Genomic DNA, 22,221 nt, shown 5'->3' with positions numbered 1-22,221 from the left:
ATGTTAGCTGGCTAAGCATTTATCTGCTATGGGCAAAATCCGCGCAGTCGGCATCCGTAATCCGGGGCGCGGCTGCCCCCCGGATTGCATCCGGGTTACAACGACCTCAGCGGCGAACCGGGCGTTTCTGCAACTTGCGCTGCAGGGTGCGGCGATGCATGCCCAGGGCACGGGCGGTGGCGGAGATGTTGCCTTCATGCTCGGCCAGCACGCGCTGGATGTGTTCCCACTGCAGGCGGTCCACCGACATCGGATTTTCCGGCACCAGGCTGTCGAGGTCGGCATGCTCGGAAAGCAGCGCGGTGAGCACGTCGTCGGCATCGGCCGGTTTGCACAGGTAGTTGGCCGCGCCACGCTTGATCGCCTCCACCGCGGTGGCGATGCTGGAATAGCCGGTGAGGATCACCACACGCATCTCGGCGTCCAGCTCCAGCAGCTTGGGCAGCAGCACCAGACCGGAGTCGCCCTCCATCTTCAGGTCGACCACGGCGTAATCCGGCAGGTCGTCCTTGGCCAGGGCCAGGCCTTCTTCGGCGCTGGAGGCGGTAGATACGCGCAGACCGCGGCGGCTCATGGCACGCGCCATCACGCGGGTAAAGGTGGGATCGTCATCGACCAGCAGCAGATGGGGCTGCTCTTCGCCTTCGAACAGGGATTCGTCGCTCATGCTGGGTTTTCCTTGTCAGGCCACGCCATAGGCTCGCGGCAACTTCAATTCGGTGAGGGTGCCGCCTTCTTCATGGTTATACAACTTAACCGTGCCACCAGCACGGGTCACGCTGGCCTGGCTGAGGAACAGCCCCAGGCCGAACCCCTTGCCCTTGGTGGTGAAGAAGGGCCGGCCAAGCTGCTCGGCGATGGCCAGCGGCACGCCGGCACCGTGGTCGCGGATGCTCAGGCGCAGCCACTGGTGGTCCCAGTCCAGGCGAATGTCGAGTTTGTCCGGGCAGGCGTCGGCAGCGTTGTTGAGCAGGTTGAGCAGCGCCTGGGTGAGATCGGCCGGTGGCATGATGCGCGGCGGCGTGCCGCGGCCCAGGCACTGATAGCGGTAGCTGGCCTCGGGACGCATCAGATGCCAGCGATTCAGAGTGGTTTCCAGCCATTCGACACAGGATTGCTCCACCACTGCCTGACGCCGATCGTTCTCGGCGGCACGCACCAGTTGCTGCAGGGTGTACTTGCACAGTTTGACCTGCTCCTGCAGCAGGGCCAGGTCATCCTGCAGCGCCGGCTTGTCGCGATACTCCTGGCGCAGCTCCTTGAGCAGCACGCTCATGGTGCCCAGCGGCGTACCCAGCTCATGGGCGGCGCCAGCGGCCTGAGTGGCCACGGCCAGCAGTTGCTGGTCACGCAGGCTTTCTTCGCGGCGTTCGGCGCGCAGCTCGTCCTGGCGACGCAGCTCCTCGGCCATCTTGGCAACGAAGAAGGTGATCAGCGCAGCAGACAGGGCAAAGCTCAGCCACATGCCGTAGACCAACAGGCTCTCACGCGCTGCCGGCAGCTCGAGCGGATGGGTCCACACCAACAGCAGGGTGTAACCGGCCAAGGCCAGGCCGGCCAGGACGATGGTGAACATCCACGGCAGCGTTGCCGCGGCGATGGTCAGCGGCACCAGATAATAGGACACGAAGGGGTTGGTCGAACCGCCCGAGTAATACAGCAGCACGCTGTGAATGATCAGGTCGCAGCCCAGCTGCACGGCGTACTCGACTTCGGTCACCGGCCAGGGGCCACGCAAGCGCATGGCAGTACCCAGGCACAGCAGCAGAGAAACGCCGAGGGTGACCGACAATTGCAACCAGGGTAGCGGTAGCATGCCCGACTTGTAGGCGAGACCGACCGAGCCAGCCTGAGCGGCCAGCACCAGAATACGGATAAGGGTCAGACGCCAGAGATTCTGGCGACTGGCGGAGAGTAACTGCACGGGTTCGAGCATGGCGACTCCATTGGTTGCGCCGAGTATAACCAAGCCTGGCGCGGCCTTCCGCCGCTGCGGCAACCGGACGCACACCTGACCAACGCCCTAGATGAAAAAAGTTGTAGCGGCGTTAACCCGGATCGCGACTCGGCTTCGTCTAACCTCGGGAAACGGCCAAAAGGCCATCGAAAAAGGAACCGCACCATGCGCACCATGACCCGTATCGCCACCGCCCTCGCCCTCACCGCCGCCAGCCTGGCCAGCACCGGCCTGCTGGCCGCCGAGGCGCGCTACAACCAGATCGCCCTGCGCGCCGAGGTCAACCAGGAAGTGGCACACGATCTGATGCACGTCACCCTCTATACCGAAGCGCAGCACACCGACCCGGCCAAGCTGGCCGCCAAGATCACCACCACCCTCAACAAGACGCTGGAACAAGTGCGCCAGGTGCGTGGTGTTTCGGTCAAGCTCGGCAGCCGCCACAGCTACCCGGTGTATGACGACAAGGGCCAGAAGATCACCGCCTGGCGCGAGCGCGCCGAGGTGCGCCTGGAAAGCGCCGACTTCGCCCGGCTTTCCGCATTGACCGGTGAATTGCTGCAATCGATGAAGATGGCCGGCATGGATTTCAGCATCGCCACCGACACCCGCAAGACCCGCGAGGACGCCATGCTCAAGGACGCCGTGAATGCCTTCAGGGCACGCGCGCAGCTGGCCACCGAAGCGCTTGGCGGCAAGGGCTACAAGCTGGTCAGCCTGAACCTCAACACCGGCGGTTTCCAGCCGCCGATGCCGATGCGCGCTTACGCCGCCAAGGGCATGGCGATGATGGAAGCAGCGCCTGCGCCAGAAATCGAAGCCGGTACCAGCCAGGTCACGGTCAGCGCCGACGGCGTCATCGAAGTGCAGATGCCCTGAATCACGCTCCGCAACAAAGCAGCGCCGTTATCGCCAGATAACGGCGTTTCGCCATCTTTTCTCTGCAACATTTTCATAAATGCGACAGCAAATTACAGCACTGTAGCGCTAACCATTTCCCGTACAGCGCCCCTCTTGCCTCGGGCACAAGGCCTGCATAGTTTCGGCGGTGGTCTCCACAAGAGGCTCCTCAAGGACCACAACCACAACAACGATGAGGTCAAGATGCGCAAGAACGCCATTCTCCAGGCTTTACTTACCGCTGGGCTGATCGCCAGCGCTCCCCTCGCCAGCGCCGCCAACCTGGTGTTCTGCTCCGAAGGCAGCCCCGCCGGCTTCGACCCCGGCCTGTACACCACCGGCACCGATTTCGACGCCGCCGCGGAAACCATCTTCAACCGCCTGACCCAGTTCGAGCGGGGCGGCACCAAGGTCGAGCCCGGCCTGGCGCAAAGCTGGGAAGTGTCCGAGGATGGCCTGGTCTACACCTTCAAGCTGCGCCCCGGGGTGAAGTTCCACACCACCGAGTACTTCAAACCCAGCCGCGAATTCAACGCCGACGACGTGCTGTTCACCTTCGGCCGCATGCTCGACAAGGACCATGCGTTTCGCAAGGCGTACCCCACCGAGTTCCCCTACTTCACCGACATGGGCATGGACAGCAATATCGCCAAACTGGAGAAGCTCGATGACCTGACCGTGCGTTTCACCCTCAACGAGGTGGACGCAGCCTTCGTGCAGAACCTGGCGATGAGCTTCGCCTCGATCCAGTCCGCCGAGTACGCCGATCAGTTGCTCAAGGCCGGCAAGGCCGCCGACATCAATCAGAAACCTATCGGCACCGGCCCCTTCGTGTTCAGCCGCTACCAGAAGGACGCAGTGATCCGCTACAAAGGCAACCAGGACTACTGGAAACCCGATGACGTGAAGATCGACAACCTGATCTTCGCCATCAACACCGACTCGTCCGTGCGCATGCAGAAACTGCGTGCCGGCGAATGCCACGTCACCCTGTTCCCGCGCCCGGCCGACATCGCCTCGCTGCAGCAGGACGCCAAGTTGCAGATGCCCGAGCAGGCCGGTTTCAACGTCGGCTACATCGCCTATAACGTCACCCACCCGCCGTTCGACAAACTGGAAGTGCGCCAGGCGCTGGACATGGCGGTGAACAAGCAGGCGATTCTCGATGCCGTTTACCAGAATGCCGGGCAGCTCGCGGTCAACGGCATGCCGCCGACCCAGTGGTCGTATAACGAAGACATCAAGGACCCGGCCTTCGACCCGGAAAAGGCCAAGGAGCTGCTCAAGGCTGCAGGCGTCAAGGAAGGCACCGAGATCACCCTGTGGGCCATGCCGGTACAGCGTCCGTACAACCCCAACGCCAGGCAGATCGCTGAAATGCTGCAGGCCGACTGGGCCAAGATCGGCATCAAGGCGCGCATCGTCAGCTACGAATGGGGCGAGTACCTCAAGCGCGCCAAGGCCGGCGAACACGACGCCATGCTGATCGGCTGGAGCGGTGACAACGGTGACCCGGACAACTGGCTCGGCACCCTCTATGGCTGCGACGCGGTCGACGGCAACAACTTCTCCAAATGGTGCTTCGAGGACTACGACAAACTGGTCAAGGCCGCCAAGCGCACCACCGACGTGGCCGAACGCACCGAGCTGTACAAGCAGGCGCAGGTGATCCTCAAGCGTGAGGTGCCGATCACGCCGCTGGCCCACTCCACCGTGTACCAGCCGATGCGCAAGGAAGTGCAGGACTTCCGCATCAGCCCGTTCGGCATCAACTCGTTCTATGGTGTAGGTATCGGCAAGTAACAAACCGCATCGGCGCCCTGAAAGGGGCGCCGATTGCAGGTCGTTCAACCAGGAGTCACCATGCCTACCTTGCCCCTACTGCGCGGCGGTCTGCTGTTTGCCGCGCTGCTCGCTGCTCAGGCCCAGGCGGCCAACTTGGTGGTGTGCAGTGAAGCCAGCCCGGAAGGGTTCGACATCGTTCAATACACCGCAGCTACCACCGCCGATGCAACGGCGGAAACCCTGTTCGAACGCCTGGTGGCCTTCGCCCCTGGCAGCACCGAAATCGTCCCGGCATTGGCAGAAAGCTGGGAAATAGCCGATGACGGCCTGAGCTACACCTTCACCTTGCGCAAGGGAGTGAAATTCCACGCTAACAAGGATTTCACGCCAAGCCGCACATTCAACGCCGACGACGTGCTGTGGAGCTTCCAGCGCCAGCTCGATCCGGCTCACCCCTGGCACAAGCTGTCGCTGCGCGGTTTCCCCTATGCCGAGGCCATGGGCCTGGCGCAGTTGATCAAGCGCGTGGAAAAGCTCGACGGACACCGCGTGCGCTTCGTCCTCAAACACCCGGAGGCGCCCTTCCTGGCCAACCTGGCCATGGGCTTCGCCTCGATCTACTCGGCCGAATATGCCGACCATCTGCTCGCAACGAACCAACCCGAACGCCTGAACAATGCGCCCATCGGCACCGGGCCTTTCGTTTTCGAGCGCTACGCCAAGGACGCCCAGGTACGCTTTCGCGGCAACCTGGATTACTGGGGCGGCGCGCCGAAAGTCGAGCGACTGATACTGGCCATCACCCCCGAGCCCAACGTGCGCCAGCAACGCCTGAAAGCCGGCGACTGTCAGATCGCCCTCTACCCGCGCCCCGTGGATATCCCGGCGTTGAAGGCCGACCCGAAACTGCAGGTACTGGAACTGGATTCGCTGCTGACCGCCTATATCGGCATCAACACCCGCCACCCGCCGCTGGACGATGTGCGTGTGCGTCAGGCGTTGAATCTGGCGTTCGACAAAGCCGCCTACATTCGCGCGCAGTATGGCGAAGGCAACGCCACACCGGCCGTGGCGCCTTACCCGGCGACGCTCTGGGGCCATGACCCCGCGCTCACCGACTGGCCGCACGATCCCGAGCGGGCCCGCCAACTGTTGGCCGAGGCTGGTCACGCTGATGGCTTTGCCCTGTCGATCTGGACCCGCCCCGGCGGCGGACCGACCAATCCCAACCCGGGTATCGGCGCGCAGATGCTGCAGGCCGATCTCGCCGCCATCGGCATTCGCAGCGACATTCGCGTATTCGAGTGGGGCGAGCTGATCAAGCGCGCCAAGAATGGCGAGCACGACCTGGTGTTCATGGGTTGGGCCGGCGACAACGGCGACCCGGACAACTTCCTCACCCCCAATCTGTCCTGCGCCGCGGCCGAGAGCGGCGAGAACCAGGCAGGCTGGTGCGACAAGGCCTTCGATGCCCTGATCACCCAGGCACGCCGCGAGCCCGAGCAGAGCAAACGCGCCGCGCTGTATCGCCAGGCGCTGGCGATCTTCCATGAGCAGACGCCGTGGATTGCCCTCGCCCACCCCAAGCAGTTCGCAGCGCTGCGCAAGGGCGTCGAAGGCTTCGTGCTCAGCCCGATGGGCTCGAACAACTTTTCCAGGGTGAACGTGCCATGAACGGCCATGGCTCGATCCCGATGAAAAGAGCTTACGGCCCGACCTAGGCCTGGTTAAACGCCCAGACCGAAGGGGTCGTCCACCGAATGGCTGGGTTGGGTAAACCAGCGCGGGCCGTCGGCGGTCATGTAGAAGTGGTCTTCGAGACGGATACCAAACTCGCCCGGCACGCAGATCATCGGCTCGTTGCTGAAGCACATGCCCTCTGCCAGCGGAGTGTCATCGCCGCCAACCAGGTAAGGCCCCTCGTGAATGTCCAGGCCGATACCGTGACCGGTACGATGCGGTAAGCCTGGCAAGCTGTAGCCAGGCCCAAGCCCTGCGGCCTGCAGGCTACGCCGGGCCGCGGCGTCCACCGACGAACAGGGCGCCCCCAGGATGGCTGCCTCGAACGCCGCCTGCTGCGCGGCTTTCTCCTTGCTCCAGAAGTCGCGCTGACGCGCGCTGGGCGTGCCGAAAACGTAGCTGCGGGTGATGTCCGACAGGTAACTGTGCACCTTGCAGCCGGTGTCGATCAGCACCATGTCACCGTCCTTGAGACGCTGCGCATGCTTGACCCCATGCGGAAAGGCACTGGCTGCGCCGAACAGCACGATGCAGAAGGTCGAGCCAGGCGCACCGACACGGCGATGCGCCTGGTGGATGAACTCGGCAACTTCGGTGGTGCTGATACCTTCATGGAGGATGCTCGCAGCGGCCTTGTGCACTTCCAGGGTCATGTCCTTGGCGCGCTGCATCAGGGCGATTTCGGCAGACGATTTGCATTGGCGACAAGCCGTGGTGATGCCGCCAGCATCGACGAAGCGATAACCGCTGGTCAGTTGGCGAATGCCTTCAAACATGAAAAAAGGCAAAGAAGAACAAAGACCTACCTTCGGCGGCGCACCATCATTGGGCAATATTCCCAGGCGCTTCAGGCAATCCAGAAGCAGCGCATAGGGGCTTTCGTGCTCCTGCCAGGTATTGATCACGCCGGGCACCACCTGGAAATCGCGCACCGTGCCTTCCTCGAACGCCGGCGCCAGATACTCCAGTGCACCGCTGGCCGGCAGAATCGCCCCGACCATACGTTCGCTGGGATGCCACTGCACACCAGTGAAGTACTGCAGGTTGCTGCCGGCAGCCAGAAACAGCGCGGCGATATCCTGCTCGCGCATCAACGCCTGAGCGCGGTCGATGCGCGTCTGGTATTCAGCCTCAGTGATCGGTTCAGCGCCGGCCATCATGTTCTGCAGGCGCGCCAAAGCCTGCTCCGGCGTACTGCCACCCACTCCCAGTGTCATCTGCGCATCCTCGTCTGGCGCCCACGACGACCATCGTCACCGGGCAATTTGCTGCGGCAAAATTTAAGTGCAACTTAAATTTCGGTCAAAGATTTTTTCAGCTGTACTTAAAAAGCGCGCCGGCATCGGGCTGAAGTCCCTGCGCCTCATGGGTATACTGCGCTGACCCGAACAGCGAGCCACCTCCATGACCGCAGATCGCATTGGCGAACGCTTGCGCCGCTACCGGCGGGCCGCCGGCAAGACCCTCAATCAGGTAGCGGCAGACGCAGGCCTGACCGCCAGCTTCCTGTCCCAGGCAGAACGCAACCTGACCGGCGTATCGCTATCGTCGCTGGCGAGCATCGCCAAGTCACTCGATGTACCGCTCAACGTGCTGTTCGATCAGCCCACCCAGGCGCAACCGGATTCTCACGTCAACGAACGGGTGCGCTACACCGTAGGCGGTCAGTTGCTGGCCTACGAGCGCCTGTCCAGCTCATTTCCCGGCAACTCGATCAACGCGGTGAAGATGAACATTCCGGTGGGTTATCAGTCTGAACTGATCGCGCATGAGGGCGTGGAATTCTCCTACGTGCTCAGCGGGCAGATCGTCTACACCATCGAGGGTCGCGACTACCCCCTCGGCCCCGGCGACTCGGTGCATTTCGATGCCGGCAAGCTGCATCGCCTGGCCAATACCGCCGATGCCCCGGCCGAAGTGCTGACCATGACCACCATGGCGCTTTTCGGCGATCACCCCGCCAGCGAGTGATTTTTTGCCCCAATTCAGGGCGAATATGCGCAATGTTAGTGCTGCTTAATTTTTGTTGACCACAATTTCAGCATGACTTAATTTCGAGCCCGACCCGGTGGGCTACCCGCCTTCACCGCATACCGAGCTCGCGCTGCACCGAGGCGCGAACAAAAAGAAAAAAGAGGTTCGCATGCGTATGTCTCCCCTGTGCAAGGCCCTGCTTACCGCAGGACTGCTCACCAGTGCTTCGTTCGCCCACGCCAGCAACCTGGTGTATTGTTCCGAAGGCAGCCCGGGCGGTTTCGACCCTGGCCAGTACACCACCGGCACCGATTTCGACGCGGCCTCGGAAACCATCTTCAATCGCCTCGCCGAATTCGAGCGCGGCGGCACCAAGGCACAACCTTCACTGGCTACCTCTTGGGACATCAGCGAGGACGGCCTGACCTACACCTTCCACTTGCGCGAAGGGGTCAAGTTCCATACCACCGACTACTTCAAGCCGACTCGCGACTTCAACGCCGACGATGTGCTGTTCACCTATCAGCGCATGCTCGATCGCAACCACCCGTTCCGCCAGGCCTACCCCAGCGAATTTCCCTACTTCACCGATATGGGCCTGGACAAGAACATCGCCAAGATCGAGAAGACCGACGACATGACCGTGGTCTTCACCCTCAATGCCGTCGACGCCGCCTTCGTGCAGAACCTGGCGATGAGCTTTGCCGCGATACATTCGGCCGAATACGCCGACCAGTTGCTCAAGGCAGGCAAGGCCGCCGACATCAATCAGAAACCCATCGGCACCGGCCCGTTCGTGTTCAGCCGCTATCAGAAGGACGCGGTGATCCGCTTCAAGGGCAACCAGGCCTACTGGAAACCCGATGACGTCAAGATCGACAACCTGATCTTCTCCATCAACACCGACGCCTCGGTGCGCGCACAGAAGCTGCGCGCCGGCGAATGCCACGTCACCCTCAACCCGCGCCCTGCCGACCTGCAGAGTCTGCAGGCCGACAAGAATCTCAATGTACCGACCGAGCCTGGCTACAACGTCGGCTACATCGCCTACAACGTCACCCGCGCGCCGTTCGACAAGCGCGAAGTGCGTCAGGCGCTGGACATGGCCGTGAACAAGGCGGCCATCATCGACGCCGTGTACCAGGGCGCCGGCCAGCTGGCCGTGAACGGCATGCCACCGACCCAGTGGTCCTACGACGAGTCGATCAAGGATGCCGCCTACGACCCGGAGAAAGCCAAGGAGCTGCTCAAGGCCGCTGGCGTGAAGGAAGGCACCGAGATCACCCTGTGGGCCATGCCTGTGCAGCGGCCCTACAACCCCAATGCGCGGCTGATGGCCGAGATGCTGCAAAACGACTGGGCCAAGGTGGGTATCAAGGCGCGCATCGTCAGCTACGAGTGGGGCGAATACATCAAACGCGCCCATGCCGGTGAACACGACGCCATGCTGATCGGCTGGACCGGCGACAACGGTGACCCGGACAACTGGCTCGGCACCCTGTACGGCTGCGCCTCGGTAGACGGCAACAACTTCTCCAAGTGGTGCGACAGCGAATACGACAAGCTGGTGGTCGCCGCCAAGCGCGTCACCGACCAGGAGCAACGCAGCGAGCTGTATCGTCAGGCCCAGGTCGTTCTCAAGCGCGAAGTGCCGATCACGCCGATCGCTCACTCCACGGTCTACCAACCGATGCGCAGCAGCGTCGAAGGCTTCCAGATCAGCCCCTTCGGGCGCAACAGCTTCATCGGTGTCAGCAACAACTGATAGCCCGTTGCGCGACCGCCGCTGCGCGAGCGCCGTTGAACGACGCCCCGGGCAAACGCCCGGGGCACGTCGTGATCGAACAGCTAACCTGCAACATGCTCGAAGGAATCGCCAGATTTCCAGGCTGTTCGATACCGTTCTGATTAGGAGTTACCCACCGCCATGCTGAGCTTCATTGCACGCCGCCTGGGCTTGCTGATCCCCACCTTCTTCGGCGTCACCCTGCTGACCTTCGCGCTGATCCGCCTGATCCCCGGTGACCCGGTGGAGGTGATGATGGGCGAGCGCCGCGTCGATCCGGAAATGCACGCTCAGGCCATGGAACGCCTGGGGCTGAACAAGCCCCTGTATGCGCAGTATTTCGACTACATCGGCCAGCTCGCCAGCGGCAACCTGGGCGAGTCACTGCGCTCGCGTGAAAGCGTGTGGAAAGAGTTTCTCACCCTGTTTCCCGCCACTGTCGAACTGGCCCTGGCTGCCTTGCTGTTCGCCGGCACCCTCGGCGTGATCGCCGGGGTAATCGCTGCACTCAAGCGCGGCTCGCTGTTCGACCACGGGGTGATGGGCATCTCGCTGACCGGCTATTCGATGCCGATCTTCTGGTGGGGCCTGCTGCTGATCATGTTCTTCTCGGTGGGCCTGGGCTGGACGCCGGTATCCGGGCGTATCGACCTGCTCTACGACATTCCGCCGGTCACCGGCTTCATGCTGATCGACACCCTGCTTTCCGAAGAGCAAGGTGCCTTCGTCGACGCACTGCGCCACCTGATCCTGCCGGCCATCGTGCTCGGCACCATTCCGCTGGCGGTGATCGCGCGGATGACCCGCTCGGCCATGCTCGAAGTGCTGCGCGAGGACTACATCCGCACCGCGCGCGCCAAGGGCCTGTCGCCGACGCGGGTGGTCTTCGTGCATGGCCTGCGCAATGCCTTGATCCCGGTGCTGACCGTGTTCGGTCTGCAGGTTGGCGCCCTGCTGGCCGGCGCAGTGCTGACCGAAACCATCTTCTCCTGGCCGGGCATCGGCAAGTGGCTGATCGAAGCCATCGGCGCCCGCGACTACCCGGTGGTGCAGAACGGCATCCTGCTGATCGCCTGCCTGGTGATCCTGGTCAACTTCACCGTGGACATCCTCTATGGCCTGGCCAATCCACGTATTCGCCATCAGAAGTGAGGAAGGCGTGATGAATCGACAGACCCTAGGGGCGCGCGGGGCCGCCCAGGCCGTGCGCCCCAATAGCGGCGACCAACCATCGGTGCGCACAGCGCACCCTACCCAGGGGGTATGCCCATGACTGCAGCTACCAGCCTCGACCAGAGCCTGCTCTATCCCTCGCCGCTGAAAGAATTCTGGCAAGCCTTCAGCCATAACAAGGGTGCCGTCTGTGGCCTCGGCTTCATGCTGCTGATGGTGTTCTGCGCGCTGTTCGCGCCCTGGTTCGCGCCGCACCATCCCAGCGAGCAGTATCGCGATTTCCTGCTCACCCCGCCGGTCTGGCTGGACGGCGGTCAGTGGCGCTTCCTGCTCGGCACTGACGAGCTGGGCCGCGACCTGCTCTCGCGCCTGATCCACGGTGCACGCCTGTCGCTGCTGATCGGCCTGGCTTCGGTGGTGCTGTCGCTGCTTCCCGGCATCCTGCTGGGCCTGGTCGCTGGTTTTTTCCCGCGCCTGCTCGGCCCTGGCATCATGCGCCTGATGGACATCATGCTGGCGCTGCCCTCGCTGCTGCTGGCGGTGGCCATCGTCGCCATCCTCGGCCCAGGGCTGATCAACACCATTTTCGCCATCGCCATCGTCTCGCTGCCCTCCTACGTACGCCTGACCCGCGCGGCCGTGATGGGCGAGTTGAACCGCGACTACGTCACCGCTGCGCAACTGGCCGGCGCCAGCCTGCCCCGGCTGATGTTCTTCACCGTGCTGCCCAACTGCATGGCGCCGCTGATCGTGCAGGCCACCCTGAGCTTTTCCTCGGCGATTCTCGACGCCGCCGCGCTGGGTTTTCTCGGCCTCGGCGTACAACCGCCGACACCCGAGTGGGGCACCATGCTGGCCTCGGCGCGCGACTATATCGAACGCGCCTGGTGGGTGGTGACCCTGCCTGGCCTGGCGATTCTGCTTAGCGTACTGGCGATCAACCTGATGGGTGACGGCCTGCGCGACGCCCTCGACCCGAAACTGAAGAACGCCATCTGAGGAGGGCCATATGCACAAGATGATCTCGGTGCGCATGGCGCACCACAGCTGCGCAGCGTGGACGGGAGAAGCATCGCTCACCCTACGCACGGAGGGCGCCCGATGAGCCTGCTGGATATCCGCAACCTCTCCGTACGTTTCGGCGCGGCCGACGCCGTGCCGGTGGTCGACGGGCTCGATCTGAGTGTGGAAAAAGGTGAAGTGCTGGCCATCGTCGGCGAGTCCGGCTCCGGCAAGTCGGTGACCATGATGGCGCTGATGGGCCTGATCGACGCGCCCGGTATCGTCCAGGCCGATTGCATGCAGTTCGACAGCACCGACATGCTGCGTCTGAAGGGCCGGCAGCGTCGGCGTATCGTCGGCAAGGACCTGTCCATGGTCTTCCAGGACCCGATGACCGCGCTCAATCCCAGCTACACCGTAGGCTTCCAGATCGAGGAAGTGCTGCATCAGCACCTCGGTCTGAAAGGCAAAGCGGCGCGCGCTCGCGCCCTGGAGCTGCTGGAAAGGGTCGAGATACCTGGCGCTGCCAGTCGGCTCGATGCCTACCCGCATCAGCTCTCCGGCGGCATGAGCCAGCGCGTGGCAATCGCCATGGCGATTGCCGCCGAACCCAAGCTGCTGATCGCCGACGAACCCACCACTGCGCTGGACGTGACCATCCAGGCGCAGATCATGGAGCTGCTGCTGGATCTGCAGCGCGACCAGGGCATGGCCCTGGTGCTGATCACCCACGACCTGGCCGTGGTGGCTGAAACCGCCCAGCGTGTCTGCGTGATGTACGCCGGGCAAGCGGTGGAGCTGGGCCAGGTGCCAGCTCTGTTCGATGCGCCCAGTCATCCCTATACCGAAGCCTTGCTCAAGGCGATCCCCGAACACAGCGCCGGTGCCAGCCGCCTGGCGACCCTGCCCGGTATCGTGCCCGGCCGTTATGACCGCCCACAGGGCTGCCTGCTGTCACCACGCTGCCCCTATGTGCAGCCGCGTTGCCGCGACGAGCGCCCAACCCTGGACGCACACGAGCGAGGCGCCGCGCGCTGCTTCTTTCCTCTTGTCCCCCCGGCGGAGGTGGCCTGATGAGCACCGTACTTCAAGCCCGTGAGCTGACCCGCCACTACAGCGTCTCGCGCGGCCTGTTCAAACCCGCGGCACTGGTGCAGGCGCTCAACGGCGTGTCTTTCAGCCTGGAGGCCGGCAGGACCCTGGCGGTGGTTGGCGAGTCCGGCTGCGGCAAGTCCACCCTGGCCCGCGCCCTGACCCTGATCGAAGAGCCCAGCGCCGGTAGCCTGCAAATCGCCGGACGCGAGGTGGCCGGCGCCAGCCATGCCGAGCGCAAACAGCTGCGCCGCGACGTGCAGATGGTGTTCCAGAACCCCTACGCCTCGCTAAACCCGCGGCAGAAGATCGGTGACCAGCTGGCCGAACCGCTGCTGATCAACACCGACCTGTCGCGTGCCGAGCGCCGTGAGAAGGTGCAGGCGATGATGCAGCAGGTGGGGCTGCGCCCCGAGCACTACCAGCGCTACCCGCACATGTTCTCCGGTGGTCAGCGCCAGCGCATCGCCCTGGCCCGCGCCATGATGCTGCAGCCCAAGGTGCTGGTGGCGGACGAGCCGACCTCGGCGCTGGACGTGTCGATCCAGGCGCAGGTGCTCAATCTGTTCATGGACCTGCAGGAGCAGTACCAGACCGGCTACGTGTTCATCTCGCACAACCTTGCGGTGGTGCGCCATGTCGCCGACGACGTGCTGGTGATGTACCTAGGCCGCCCGGTGGAGATGGGCGCGGCCGAGGCGCTCTACGCCCGCCCGCTGCACCCCTACACTCGCGCCCTGCTGTCGGCAACGCCGGCGATTCATCCCGATCCGGACAAGCCACGGATGAAGATCAGTGGCGAGTTGCCCAATCCGCTGAACCCGCCATCCGGCTGTGCCTTCCACAAGCGCTGCCCGCATGCCGACGAACGCTGCCGCGGCGAACGCCCTGAGCTGCGCCTGATCGATACGCGGCAGGTGGCCTGCCATCATGTGGAGCGGATCGTCGACTAGCAGGCCATGGCGCGCCGCGCGGTAGGGGCTCGCGGCACACCCTACAGGTCAAATGCCAGCCACCGGTCCCAAGCGATGGATTGAGCGGCGCTACATCATGGCGTCGGCGGCAGCGTCAACTCGATGCTTTCGGCCAACGAATCCTCCAACCGCTGCAACTCCACGCCGACCGCGGCGGCGTCGTCGGCCAGGGTTTCGGCGATATGCAGGAACTCCGTCGTAGCTTCGACGAAGGCCAGCACCACCATGGGGTCGAAGCGCGTGCCGCTGGCCGCGCTGATCTGCGCCACCGCCTGCGCCGGGCTGATGGGTGGCAGGTAGGGATGCCGACAGCTCAGCTCTTCGAAGTGCCCCACCAGCGCCATCAGCCGCGCCGAAAGCGGAATCTGCTCGCCGAGCAGCCCCTGCGGATAGCCTTTGCCGTCCCAGCGCTCGTGCTGGCCATAGACGATATCCTTGGCATCGGAGAGAAAGTTGGTGACGCTGCCCAGCTTGCGCTCGGCTCGCTCCAACGCGTCCCGGCCGGCGATCACCCCCTCGCTCAGCAGACGCAGGTCATTTTCATCCGGCTCGCCGTGGCTGAGCAGCACACGATCCGGCAGGGTCAGTCGGTCGATCACATGCAGCATGGCCGACTTGCCCAACTGGGCGATGCGTTCCTCGTTCAGAGACTCCGACAAGGCAGGCTGCTGCCGCGCTAACGCTGCGGTCAGGCAGGTCATGTAGCGCTCGATACGCTCCAGGCGACGACTGCTCGGGTTGTCACGCATGACGGCAACGCTGGCCATGGCCTCGATGGTGACATCCTGCAGGTTCTGGATATCGCGCGTACGGCGCTTGACCTCGAGCTCCAGATACTCGCTCTTGTCACGCAGGTAATCGGTGGCCGCCTTGAGCTGCAGCTGCGCTCGAACACGCGCGAGCACGATGGGCGCACTGACCGGCTTGGTGATGTAGTCGGCAGCGCCGAGGTCGAAGCCCAACTGCTCGTCAGCGGCATCGCTGCGACCGGTGACCAGGATCAGCGGGATATGGCGGGTCTGCGGATCGGTCCTGAGCCCACGACAGAGCGCGTAGTCGTCCTGCCAGCCCAGCAGAATCAGGTCTGGCTGCGGTCGCGACCTGGCGGCGTGCAGCGCCTCCTCGCTGCCAACCAGCCTTACCTGGTAGCGGTCGGCCAACAGCGCGCCGAGGCGCTGGCGCGCGTCGACTGCATCGTCCACAACCAGAATCAGTTCCTGCTCCGGTCTATCGAGCATCCCGCGCATGGCGATCTCCGTTGGCACTTGCCTATCCATCATTAAAGGCGCTGGGCCGCAGTTGCGCTCAGGCCGTCATACAAATGACCTCGACAGGGCTTTGAAAGTGCAATGCGGATTGGCAGAGCGGTGAACGCAGTCGACAATCGTCAGCAAGATCGTCAGCACAAGGGCTGCTCCATGCTTGACCAGGAACGCTGTTGGCAGGCCGTTTGCGAACGTGATGAGGCGTTCGACGGGCGCTTCGTTTTCACCGTACGCAGCACCGGTATTTACTGCCGGCCGAACTGTCCTGCGCGGCGACCACGGCGCGACAACGTCAGCTTCCATGCCGATGCAGCCAGTGCCGAGGCAGCCGGCTTTCGCCCGTGCAAGCGCTGCTCACCGCAGGGGCAAAGCCCAGCGCAGCAACTCGATGCGCTGGTTGCAGCTGCCTGTGCGCTTCTGAGTGGCGAGCAACGCCTGACGCTGCCGCAGCTGGCGGCACGCATCGGCCTGTCGCCATCGCATCTGGCCCGGGCGTTCAAGGCGCGCACCGGGATGACGCCCAATGCCTGGGCGGCGGCGCAGCGCCGCCAACGCCTGGATGCTCAATTGCCAGAGGCAGACAATGTGCTCGATGCTGCCCTGGCTGCCGGCTATTCTGGGACCCGTGCGCTGTATGAACAGCCTCAGGCAATGAGCCCCGCGCAACGTCGCCAACGCGGCGCTGGCGAGCGCCTGCGTTACAGCATTGCTCCCTGCCCGCTCGGCCAGGTGCTGCTGGCCACCAGCGACAAGGGCGTTTGCGCCCTGCTGTTTGGCGATAAGCCGCAAACGCTACGCGTCGAACTGCAACAGCGCTTCGCCGCCGCCCAGCTCGAAGAAGATGAACAGGGTCTGCGCAACTGGCTGCAGCAAGTGCTGGCGCAACTCGAAGAACCCGAGCGCGCCGCCCATCTGCCCCTGGACATTCGCGGCACGGCCTTTCAGCAACGGGTCTGGCAGGCGCTGCAGAACATTCCCAGTGGCGAGACCCGCAGCTACACCGATCTGGCCGGACAACTGCACAGTCACCCACGGGCGATTGCCCGTGCCTGCGCCAGCAATGCCATCGGCCTGCTGCTGCCCTGTCATCGCGTGGTGGCCAGCGATGGTAGCCTCAGCGGCTACCGCTGGGGACTGCAGCGCAAGCGCCAATTGCTGGAGCAGGAACAGTCGTAGGGTGTCGCGGATTCGCGGTGCGCGCGGCGCACCCTACCCTTCGATGCGCACAAACGGCCGTAGGGTGCGCCGTGCGCACCAGTGCTCCTGGGGCTTCTATACCAGCATCGCCTTGGCCACATCGGTGCGCGTGCCGCGCCCGACCAGTTGCTCCACCAGGGTCAGGGCAAACGCCAATGCCGTTCCCGGGCCCTGGCTGGTAATGCAGTTGCCATCGACCACCACCGCCTCATCGACGAAGGTGCAACCGCTCAGTCGATCACTGAACGCCGGATAGCAGGTCATGCGCCGCTGCCTGAGCACCCCGTAGCTCTGCAAGGCCAACGCGGGCGCAGCGCAGATCGCGGCGAACAGCTCGCCCGCCTTGGCCTGCTTGCGAACGCGCTCGGCCAGCGGTTCGAAGTCAGCCAGATGCTGCGCACCCGACATGCCACCGGGCAGGACGATCAGGTCGAAGTCCTGCGCCAACACGTCAACCAGCATGGCATCGGCGGTCAGTCGGGTGCCGCGGGCGCAGGTGATCATCCTGCGCTCTTCGATACTCGCTACCAGTACCTCGATATCGGCGCGGCGCAGCACGTCGATCAGCGTCACGCATTCGAGATCTTCGACACCATCGGCGACTGCAATCAGTGCTCGCTTGCTCATCTCACCACTCCTTCAGACAGAAAATGAAACTGTCCAACTGGTCATAAAAAGACACGACAGACCGTAAATTCACCCGGCAAAACCTTGCTGGTATGATGCGCGGCTTTTGCCAGATCGAGCAATTTTCCGGCCTGCATGGACGGATGTGCTTTGCTTTGTGCAGATCAATTTCGGCGCGCTCGCGCCTCGGGGAGCCACCATGCTGGAAAGACTGTTCCAACTCAAAGCCCATAACACCACGGTGCGCACCGAGGTACTGGCCGGGATCACCACCTTCCTGACCATGGCCTACATCCTCTTCGTAAACCCGGAAATGCTGGCCAAGACCGGCATGGACCACGGCGCGGTGTTCGTCGCCACCTGCCTGGCTGGCGCCATCGGCTCGCTGATCATGGGCCTGCTGGCCAACTACCCGATCGCCCTGGCGCCGGGCATGGGCCTCAACGCCTTCTTCACCTACACCGTGGTGATGACCATGGGCTACAGCTGGCAGACCGCTCTGGGCGCGGTGTTCCTCTCCGGCGCGATCTTCTTCCTGTTGTCGATCTTCAAGATCCGCGAGTGGATCATCAACAGCATCCCCCTGGCGCTACGCGCCGGGATCGCCGCCGGCATCGGCCTGTTCCTGGCGATCATCGCACTGAAGAACGCCGGCATCGTGGTCGATCATCCGGCCACCCTGGTCAGCCTTGGCGACATGAGCAAGGGCGGCGCGCTGCTGGCCTGCCTGGGCTTCTTCGTAATCGCCGCCCTGGCCTATCGCAAGGTCACCGGCGCGGTGATGATCGGCATCCTGCTGGTCACCGGCCTGTCCATTGTCCTCGGCCTGTCCGAGCTGCAGGGCGTGGTGTCGATGCCACCGTCGCTGATGCCGACCCTGCTGCAGCTGGATATTGCCGGCGCGCTGGATATCGGCCTGATCAGCGTGATCTTCGCCTTCCTCTTCGTCGACCTGTTCGACACCTCCGGCACCCTGGTCGGCGTGGCGCAAAAGGCCGACCTGCTGGACAAGGACGGCAAGATGCCGCGCCTGGGCCGCGCCCTGCTGGCCGACAGCACCGCGACCATGGCCGGCGCCGCGCTGGGCACCAGCACCACCACCAGCTACATCGAATCCGCTGCCGGCATCAGTGCCGGCGGGCGTACCGGCCTGACTGCCTGCGTGGTCGCCGCGCTGTTCCTCCTGGCCCTGTTCTTCGCTCCACTGGCTGGCGCCGTGCCGGCCTATGCCACCGCGCCTGCACTGCTGTTCGTCGCCGTGCTGATGATGAGCAGCCTGGCGCAGATCGACTGGGACGACCTGACCGTAGCCGCCCCGGTGGTGGTCGCCGCACTGGCCATGCCGCTGACCTTCTCCATCGCCAACGGCATCGCGTTCGGCTTCATCGCCTGGACCGCAGTCAAGGTACTGGCCGGCCGCTGGCGCGAACTGAACCCGGCGATGTGGGTGCTCTCGGCCCTGTTCATCGTCAAACTGGCCTACTTCGCCTGATCGACCGATAACGGCGTACTGCTTCGCGAGTACGCCCTACGCTGCACCCCGGACCATCTGCGTAGGGTGGGCCGGGCGGCGTTCCGCTTCAGCCCACCGTCAGCGCTCGTCATGAGTGTTGCCACGCTACGCGTGGGAACGCCTCCCCGGACGCTCCGCGTCCCGCACACCAATTATCGCCAGCCGGGCACGGCAGCATCGCCTCCGCTACAATGGCGCCCCGTTTTTCTGCCCCATGAGTGACCGATGAGCCGCCCCGCATTCGACCCCGCCACCTACGACGCCCAACTCGCCGAGAAGAGGGCCCTTCTGGTCGAACTGCTGGCGCCCTTCGGCGCGCCGGAGCCTGCGGTGTTCGACTCGCCGCGCGAGCACTACCGCATGCGAGCCGAGTTCCGCCTGTGGCGTGAAGACGGCCAGCGCCACTACGCGATGTTCGCCCCGGGCGACAAACACACGCCGATCCTGCTCGACGACTTCCCCATCGCCAGCCTGCGCATCAACGAGCTGATGCCGCGCCTGCGCGCTGCCTGGCAGGCCAGCGAAGCGTTGTCGTTCAAACTGTTCCAGGTCGAGTTCCTCACCACCCTGGCCGGTGATGCGCTGATCACTCTGGCCTACCACCGCCCGCTGGACGACGTCTGGCAAGCCGAGGCGGAAAAGCTGGCCGCCGAGCTGAACGTCAGCCTGGTCGGCCGCTCCCGCGGTCAGCGCCTGGTGATCGGTCGCGACTATGTGGAAGAAGAATTGACCGTAGCCGGGCGCAGCTTCCGTTATCGCCAACCGGAAGGCGCCTTTACCCAGCCCAACGGCAAGGTCTGCGAGAAGATGCTGGGTTGGGCCTATGACGCCCTTGGTCAGCGCGACGATGACCTGCTGGAGCTGTACTGCGGCAACGGCAACTTCACCCTGCCGCTGGCCACCCACGTACGCCGCGTACTGGCCACCGAAATCAGCAAGACCTCAGTGAACGCCGCCCTGGCCAACCTGGCTGATAACGGTGTGAACAATGTCGAGCTGGTGCGCCTTTCCGCCGAGGAGCTGACCCAGGCGCTGAATGAGGTGCGCCCGTTCCGCCGCCTGGCCGGCATCGACCTCAAGAGCTATGAGTTCGGCAGCGTCTTCGTCGACCCGCCGCGCGCCGGCATGGACCCGGACACCTGCGAGCTGACTCGCCGTTTCGAGCGCATCCTCTATATTTCCTGCAACCCGGAGACCCTGGCCGCCAACATCGCCCAGCTCAACGATACTCACAAGGTGACGCGCAGCGCGCTGTTCGACCAGTTCCCCTACACCCACCATATGGAAGCGGGTGTGCTGCTGGAGCGGCGCTGAACCGCCCCTCGTAGCCCGGATGCAATCCGGGTTTGCCTGCTGCCCAGTGGCCGAACGGCTCAGCGTGACAAGCCGCGCAACGCCCACCAGGCCAGCCCGGCCGACACCACTTCGAGCAGCAACGCGTAGAGGTTGAAGGTCTGCTGTGCGCCGCCGTCCAGCCACAGCCCGGCAATGCGCGCCAGCGCCAGCGAGCTGTACAGCAGCACCAGCAAAAGCAGCGCCGGGCGCAGCAAATCCATGCGCAGCAGCGCCATCGCCAGATAAGCCGCCAGGCCCAGTTGCAGCCCGCCATAATAGGCACGCACTTCGGTCACCGCCGCATTGCCCATCAGCAACGCGCCGCTGAAGCTGGCCATTTCCTCGGGCCGTATGAAGTAGGCCAGCCCCAACACGAGCAAGGCAGCGATCTGGATCGACAGGACGATTCGGGCAAACAGCATCGGCGGCTTCCAGGCAATGAGTGGCTGCCGCCAGCATAGGCCGCCACTGGTCGCGACGCATAGTCGCAATGGCTTGGGCAGCCGCTATGTCGGCGCTATGCTGAGCGCTCGATTATCTGGAGCCTTGCCATGCGTCGTTCCCTGCTCGCCCTCTGCCTCTTCACCAGCCTGGCTCATGCCAGCGAGCCCCTGACCATCGATGTGCACCGCGATGCCAACTGCGGCTGCTGCAAGGCCTGGATCAGCCATCTGCAGGACAATGGCTTCACCGTCAACGATCATGTCGAGGCCGACATGAGTGCGCTCAAGCAGCGACTGGGCGTGCCGCCGCGCCTGGCCTCCTGTCACACCGGCGTGATCGACGGCAAGTTCGTCGAGGGTCATGTACCGGCCGCCGACATTCTCAAACTGCGTGAGCGCGTGGATCTGATCGGCGCTGCCGTACCCGGCATGCCCGTGGGCTCGCCCGGTATGGAGTATGGCGACCGTGTCGATGCCTATCAGGTCATCGGCCTGGATCGCGAGCGCCAGGATCAGTTGCTCAGTGACTACCCGGCCAACTGAGTCGGGCACGGGGGGCAGCTACACTGCAGCGATCAGCAACCAGGGAGTGCCGCCATGCGCTGGCAACGCGGTAGACGTAGTGACAACGTGGTGGATGCGCGCGGCCGTTCCGGCAGGCGCCTAGGCGGCGGCCTGAGCCTCGGCGGCGTAGCGGTGATCGTCATTGTCGGCCTGCTGATGGGCCAGGACCCGCTGCAGATTCTCGGCCAGATCGCCGGCCAGGCCACCCAGCCGCAGGTTACCCAGACGCAGAGCGCGCCAGCGGCGAATGACGAGCAGAGCGAGTTCGTCCGCGCCATCCTCGGCGACACCGAAGACACCTGGCGCGAGCTGTTCCAGCAGGCCGGCCAGCAGTATCGCGATCCGCAACTGGTGCTGTTCTCCGGCGGCGTCAATTCCGCCTGCGGTTTCGCCAGTTCGGCGGTTGGCCCCTTCTACTGCCCCGGTGATCAGCGCGTGTATCTGGACATGGCGTTTTTCCGCGAGATGGAGCAACGCTTCTCCGCTGCCGGCGACTTCGCCCAGGCCTACGTGATCGCCCATGAAGTCGGCCATCACGTACAGACCCTGCTGGGCGTATCGGCCAAAGTCAACGCGGCGCGCCAGCGCGGCGAGCGGGTCGAAGGCGATGGCGGCCTGCTGGTGCGCCAGGAACTGCAGGCCGACTGCCTGGCCGGAGTCTGGGCCCATCATGCGCAGCGACGCCACGATTGGCTCGAGGCCGGCGACCTGGAAGAAGCCCTCAACGCGGCCAGCGCCATCGGTGATGACCGCCTGCAGAAGCAGTCGCGTGGTCAGGTAGTGCCGGACGCCTTCACCCATGGCACCTCGCAGCAGCGCGTACGCTGGTTCAGCACCGGCTTCGAGAGTGGTCAGCCGGGCCGTTGCGACACCTTCAAGGTCGCGCGACTGTAA

20 protein-coding genes are annotated in these 22,221 nt (G+C 64.2%); 14 read left to right on the top strand and 6 right to left on the bottom strand.

Annotated features, from left to right (window positions below):
* Window positions 1–106: 106 nt before the first annotated feature.
* Complete coding sequence (locus JWV26_RS15200; protein WP_004424835.1) at window positions 107–667, bottom strand: response regulator transcription factor; 561 nt, start codon at window positions 665–667, stop codon at window positions 107–109.
* Window positions 668–682: 15 nt separating this feature from the next.
* Complete coding sequence (locus JWV26_RS15195) at window positions 683–1,936, bottom strand: ATP-binding protein (protein WP_017678902.1); 1,254 nt, start codon at window positions 1,934–1,936, stop codon at window positions 683–685.
* A gap of 186 nt (window positions 1,937–2,122) precedes the next feature.
* On the opposite strand from JWV26_RS15195, the gene JWV26_RS15190 reads away from it, so the two are divergent.
* From JWV26_RS15190 to JWV26_RS15180, 3 genes are all read left to right on the top strand, one after another.
* Window positions 2,123–2,836 (top strand): SIMPL domain-containing protein, encoded by a 714-nt coding sequence (locus tag JWV26_RS15190; RefSeq protein ID WP_206417239.1) that lies wholly within the window; start codon window positions 2,123–2,125, stop codon window positions 2,834–2,836.
* 225 nt (window positions 2,837–3,061) lie between these two features.
* Window positions 3,062–4,660, top strand: coding sequence for an ABC transporter substrate-binding protein (locus JWV26_RS15185; RefSeq protein WP_072423088.1), 1,599 nt, complete (start codon window positions 3,062–3,064; stop codon window positions 4,658–4,660).
* A 60-nt stretch (window positions 4,661–4,720) separates the two neighbouring features.
* On the top strand, window positions 4,721–6,316 hold the full coding sequence (locus tag JWV26_RS15180) for an ABC transporter substrate-binding protein (RefSeq protein WP_206417238.1): 1,596 nt from the start codon (window positions 4,721–4,723) through the stop codon (window positions 6,314–6,316).
* A gap of 53 nt (window positions 6,317–6,369) precedes the next feature.
* On the opposite strand, the gene JWV26_RS15175 is transcribed toward JWV26_RS15180, so the two are convergent.
* Complete coding sequence (locus JWV26_RS15175) at window positions 6,370–7,599, bottom strand: M24 family metallopeptidase (RefSeq protein WP_206417237.1); 1,230 nt, start codon at window positions 7,597–7,599, stop codon at window positions 6,370–6,372.
* A gap of 187 nt (window positions 7,600–7,786) precedes the next feature.
* Between JWV26_RS15175 and JWV26_RS15170 the strand changes: the two genes are divergently transcribed.
* The 6 genes from JWV26_RS15170 to JWV26_RS15145 all read left to right on the top strand — a co-directional run bounded on the left by JWV26_RS15170 (window position 7,787) and on the right by JWV26_RS15145 (window position 14,362).
* Window positions 7,787–8,353, top strand: a complete 567-nt coding sequence (locus JWV26_RS15170) for a cupin domain-containing protein (RefSeq protein WP_021488045.1) — start codon at window positions 7,787–7,789, stop codon at window positions 8,351–8,353.
* A gap of 178 nt (window positions 8,354–8,531) precedes the next feature.
* Complete coding sequence (locus tag JWV26_RS15165; protein WP_420890300.1) at window positions 8,532–10,121, top strand: ABC transporter substrate-binding protein; 1,590 nt, start codon at window positions 8,532–8,534, stop codon at window positions 10,119–10,121.
* A gap of 162 nt (window positions 10,122–10,283) precedes the next feature.
* Window positions 10,284–11,294, top strand: a complete 1,011-nt coding sequence (locus tag JWV26_RS15160) for an ABC transporter permease subunit (RefSeq protein WP_055984019.1) — start codon at window positions 10,284–10,286, stop codon at window positions 11,292–11,294.
* A 117-nt stretch (window positions 11,295–11,411) separates the two neighbouring features.
* Window positions 11,412–12,314 (top strand): ABC transporter permease subunit, encoded by a 903-nt coding sequence (locus tag JWV26_RS15155; protein ID WP_206417235.1) that lies wholly within the window; start codon window positions 11,412–11,414, stop codon window positions 12,312–12,314.
* Window positions 12,315–12,416: 102 nt separating this feature from the next.
* Window positions 12,417–13,391 carry an ABC transporter ATP-binding protein gene (locus JWV26_RS15150; protein ID WP_206417234.1) on the top strand — a complete coding sequence of 325 codons (975 nt, stop codon included), beginning with the start codon at window positions 12,417–12,419 and terminating at the stop codon, window positions 13,389–13,391.
* Window positions 13,391–14,362: a peptide ABC transporter ATP-binding protein gene (locus tag JWV26_RS15145; protein ID WP_196456552.1), complete on the top strand. Its 972-nt coding sequence runs from the start codon at window positions 13,391–13,393 to the stop codon at window positions 14,360–14,362. The genes JWV26_RS15150 and JWV26_RS15145 overlap by 1 nt, the downstream gene beginning before the upstream one ends.
* 95 nt (window positions 14,363–14,457) lie before the next feature.
* Here JWV26_RS15145 and JWV26_RS15140 read toward each other — a convergent pair whose 3' ends face one another.
* Entirely contained in the window at window positions 14,458–15,630 is a 1,173-nt protein-coding gene (locus JWV26_RS15140) for an HD domain-containing phosphohydrolase (protein ID WP_074918442.1), read from the bottom strand.
* 171 nt (window positions 15,631–15,801) lie between these two features.
* Here JWV26_RS15140 and ada point away from each other — a divergent pair, with 171 nt between their 5' ends.
* Window positions 15,802–16,824 carry a bifunctional DNA-binding transcriptional regulator/O6-methylguanine-DNA methyltransferase Ada gene (gene ada, locus JWV26_RS15135; RefSeq protein WP_206419224.1) on the top strand — a complete coding sequence of 341 codons (1,023 nt, stop codon included), beginning with the start codon at window positions 15,802–15,804 and terminating at the stop codon, window positions 16,822–16,824.
* A 96-nt stretch (window positions 16,825–16,920) separates the two neighbouring features.
* On the opposite strand, the gene JWV26_RS15130 is transcribed toward ada, so the two are convergent.
* Window positions 16,921–17,472: a DJ-1 family glyoxalase III gene (locus JWV26_RS15130; protein ID WP_206417233.1), complete on the bottom strand. Its 552-nt coding sequence runs from the start codon at window positions 17,470–17,472 to the stop codon at window positions 16,921–16,923.
* Between the two features lie 199 nt (window positions 17,473–17,671).
* On the opposite strand from JWV26_RS15130, the gene JWV26_RS15125 reads away from it, so the two are divergent.
* Entirely contained in the window at window positions 17,672–18,964 is a 1,293-nt protein-coding gene (locus JWV26_RS15125; protein ID WP_206417232.1) for an NCS2 family permease, read from the top strand.
* A gap of 246 nt (window positions 18,965–19,210) precedes the next feature.
* Window positions 19,211–20,299, top strand: a complete 1,089-nt coding sequence (trmA, locus tag JWV26_RS15120) for a tRNA (uridine(54)-C5)-methyltransferase TrmA (protein WP_206417231.1) — start codon at window positions 19,211–19,213, stop codon at window positions 20,297–20,299.
* Between the two features lie 59 nt (window positions 20,300–20,358).
* On the opposite strand, the gene JWV26_RS15115 is transcribed toward trmA, so the two are convergent.
* Complete coding sequence (locus JWV26_RS15115; protein ID WP_045734105.1) at window positions 20,359–20,742, bottom strand: DUF4345 family protein; 384 nt, start codon at window positions 20,740–20,742, stop codon at window positions 20,359–20,361.
* Window positions 20,743–20,871: 129 nt separating this feature from the next.
* Between JWV26_RS15115 and JWV26_RS15110 the strand changes: the two genes are divergently transcribed.
* Together JWV26_RS15110 and ypfJ are read left to right on the top strand one after the other, a co-directional pair.
* Complete coding sequence (locus tag JWV26_RS15110) at window positions 20,872–21,306, top strand: DUF411 domain-containing protein (RefSeq protein WP_074918426.1); 435 nt, start codon at window positions 20,872–20,874, stop codon at window positions 21,304–21,306.
* Between the two features lie 54 nt (window positions 21,307–21,360).
* On the top strand, window positions 21,361–22,221 hold the full coding sequence (gene ypfJ / locus JWV26_RS15105; RefSeq protein ID WP_017678885.1) for a KPN_02809 family neutral zinc metallopeptidase: 861 nt from the start codon (window positions 21,361–21,363) through the stop codon (window positions 22,219–22,221).

This window comes from Ectopseudomonas toyotomiensis, from assembly GCF_017167985.1.
Classification (GTDB): Bacteria; Pseudomonadota; Gammaproteobacteria; order Pseudomonadales; family Pseudomonadaceae; genus Aquipseudomonas; species Aquipseudomonas toyotomiensis.
This window is presented reverse-complemented; position numbering and strand designations above follow the sequence as displayed.

Coding starts and splice junctions, on each gene's coding strand:
- ada (WP_206419224.1), top strand. CDS start 15,802: ATGCTTGACCAGGAACGCTGTTGGCAGGCCGTTTGCGAACGTGATGAG.
- JWV26_RS15140 (WP_074918442.1), bottom strand. CDS start 15,630: ATGCGCGGGATGCTCGATAGACCGGAGCAGGAACTGATTCTGGTTGTG.
- ypfJ (WP_017678885.1), top strand. CDS start 21,361: ATGCGCTGGCAACGCGGTAGACGTAGTGACAACGTGGTGGATGCGCGC.
- JWV26_RS15110 (WP_074918426.1), top strand. CDS start 20,872: ATGCGTCGTTCCCTGCTCGCCCTCTGCCTCTTCACCAGCCTGGCTCAT.
- JWV26_RS15125 (WP_206417232.1), top strand. CDS start 17,672: ATGCTGGAAAGACTGTTCCAACTCAAAGCCCATAACACCACGGTGCGC.
- JWV26_RS15200 (WP_004424835.1), bottom strand. CDS start 667: ATGAGCGACGAATCCCTGTTCGAAGGCGAAGAGCAGCCCCATCTGCTG.
- JWV26_RS15165 (WP_420890300.1), top strand. CDS start 8,532: ATGTCTCCCCTGTGCAAGGCCCTGCTTACCGCAGGACTGCTCACCAGT.
- JWV26_RS15155 (WP_206417235.1), top strand. CDS start 11,412: ATGACTGCAGCTACCAGCCTCGACCAGAGCCTGCTCTATCCCTCGCCG.
- JWV26_RS15190 (WP_206417239.1), top strand. CDS start 2,123: ATGCGCACCATGACCCGTATCGCCACCGCCCTCGCCCTCACCGCCGCC.
- trmA (WP_206417231.1), top strand. CDS start 19,211: ATGAGCCGCCCCGCATTCGACCCCGCCACCTACGACGCCCAACTCGCC.
- JWV26_RS15185 (WP_072423088.1), top strand. CDS start 3,062: ATGCGCAAGAACGCCATTCTCCAGGCTTTACTTACCGCTGGGCTGATC.
- JWV26_RS15130 (WP_206417233.1), bottom strand. CDS start 17,472: ATGAGCAAGCGAGCACTGATTGCAGTCGCCGATGGTGTCGAAGATCTC.
- JWV26_RS15195 (WP_017678902.1), bottom strand. CDS start 1,936: ATGCTCGAACCCGTGCAGTTACTCTCCGCCAGTCGCCAGAATCTCTGG.
- JWV26_RS15175 (WP_206417237.1), bottom strand. CDS start 7,599: ATGACACTGGGAGTGGGTGGCAGTACGCCGGAGCAGGCTTTGGCGCGC.
- JWV26_RS15115 (WP_045734105.1), bottom strand. CDS start 20,742: ATGCTGTTTGCCCGAATCGTCCTGTCGATCCAGATCGCTGCCTTGCTC.
- JWV26_RS15180 (WP_206417238.1), top strand. CDS start 4,721: ATGCCTACCTTGCCCCTACTGCGCGGCGGTCTGCTGTTTGCCGCGCTG.
- JWV26_RS15145 (WP_196456552.1), top strand. CDS start 13,391: ATGAGCACCGTACTTCAAGCCCGTGAGCTGACCCGCCACTACAGCGTC.
- JWV26_RS15150 (WP_206417234.1), top strand. CDS start 12,417: ATGAGCCTGCTGGATATCCGCAACCTCTCCGTACGTTTCGGCGCGGCC.
- JWV26_RS15170 (WP_021488045.1), top strand. CDS start 7,787: ATGACCGCAGATCGCATTGGCGAACGCTTGCGCCGCTACCGGCGGGCC.
- JWV26_RS15160 (WP_055984019.1), top strand. CDS start 10,284: ATGCTGAGCTTCATTGCACGCCGCCTGGGCTTGCTGATCCCCACCTTC.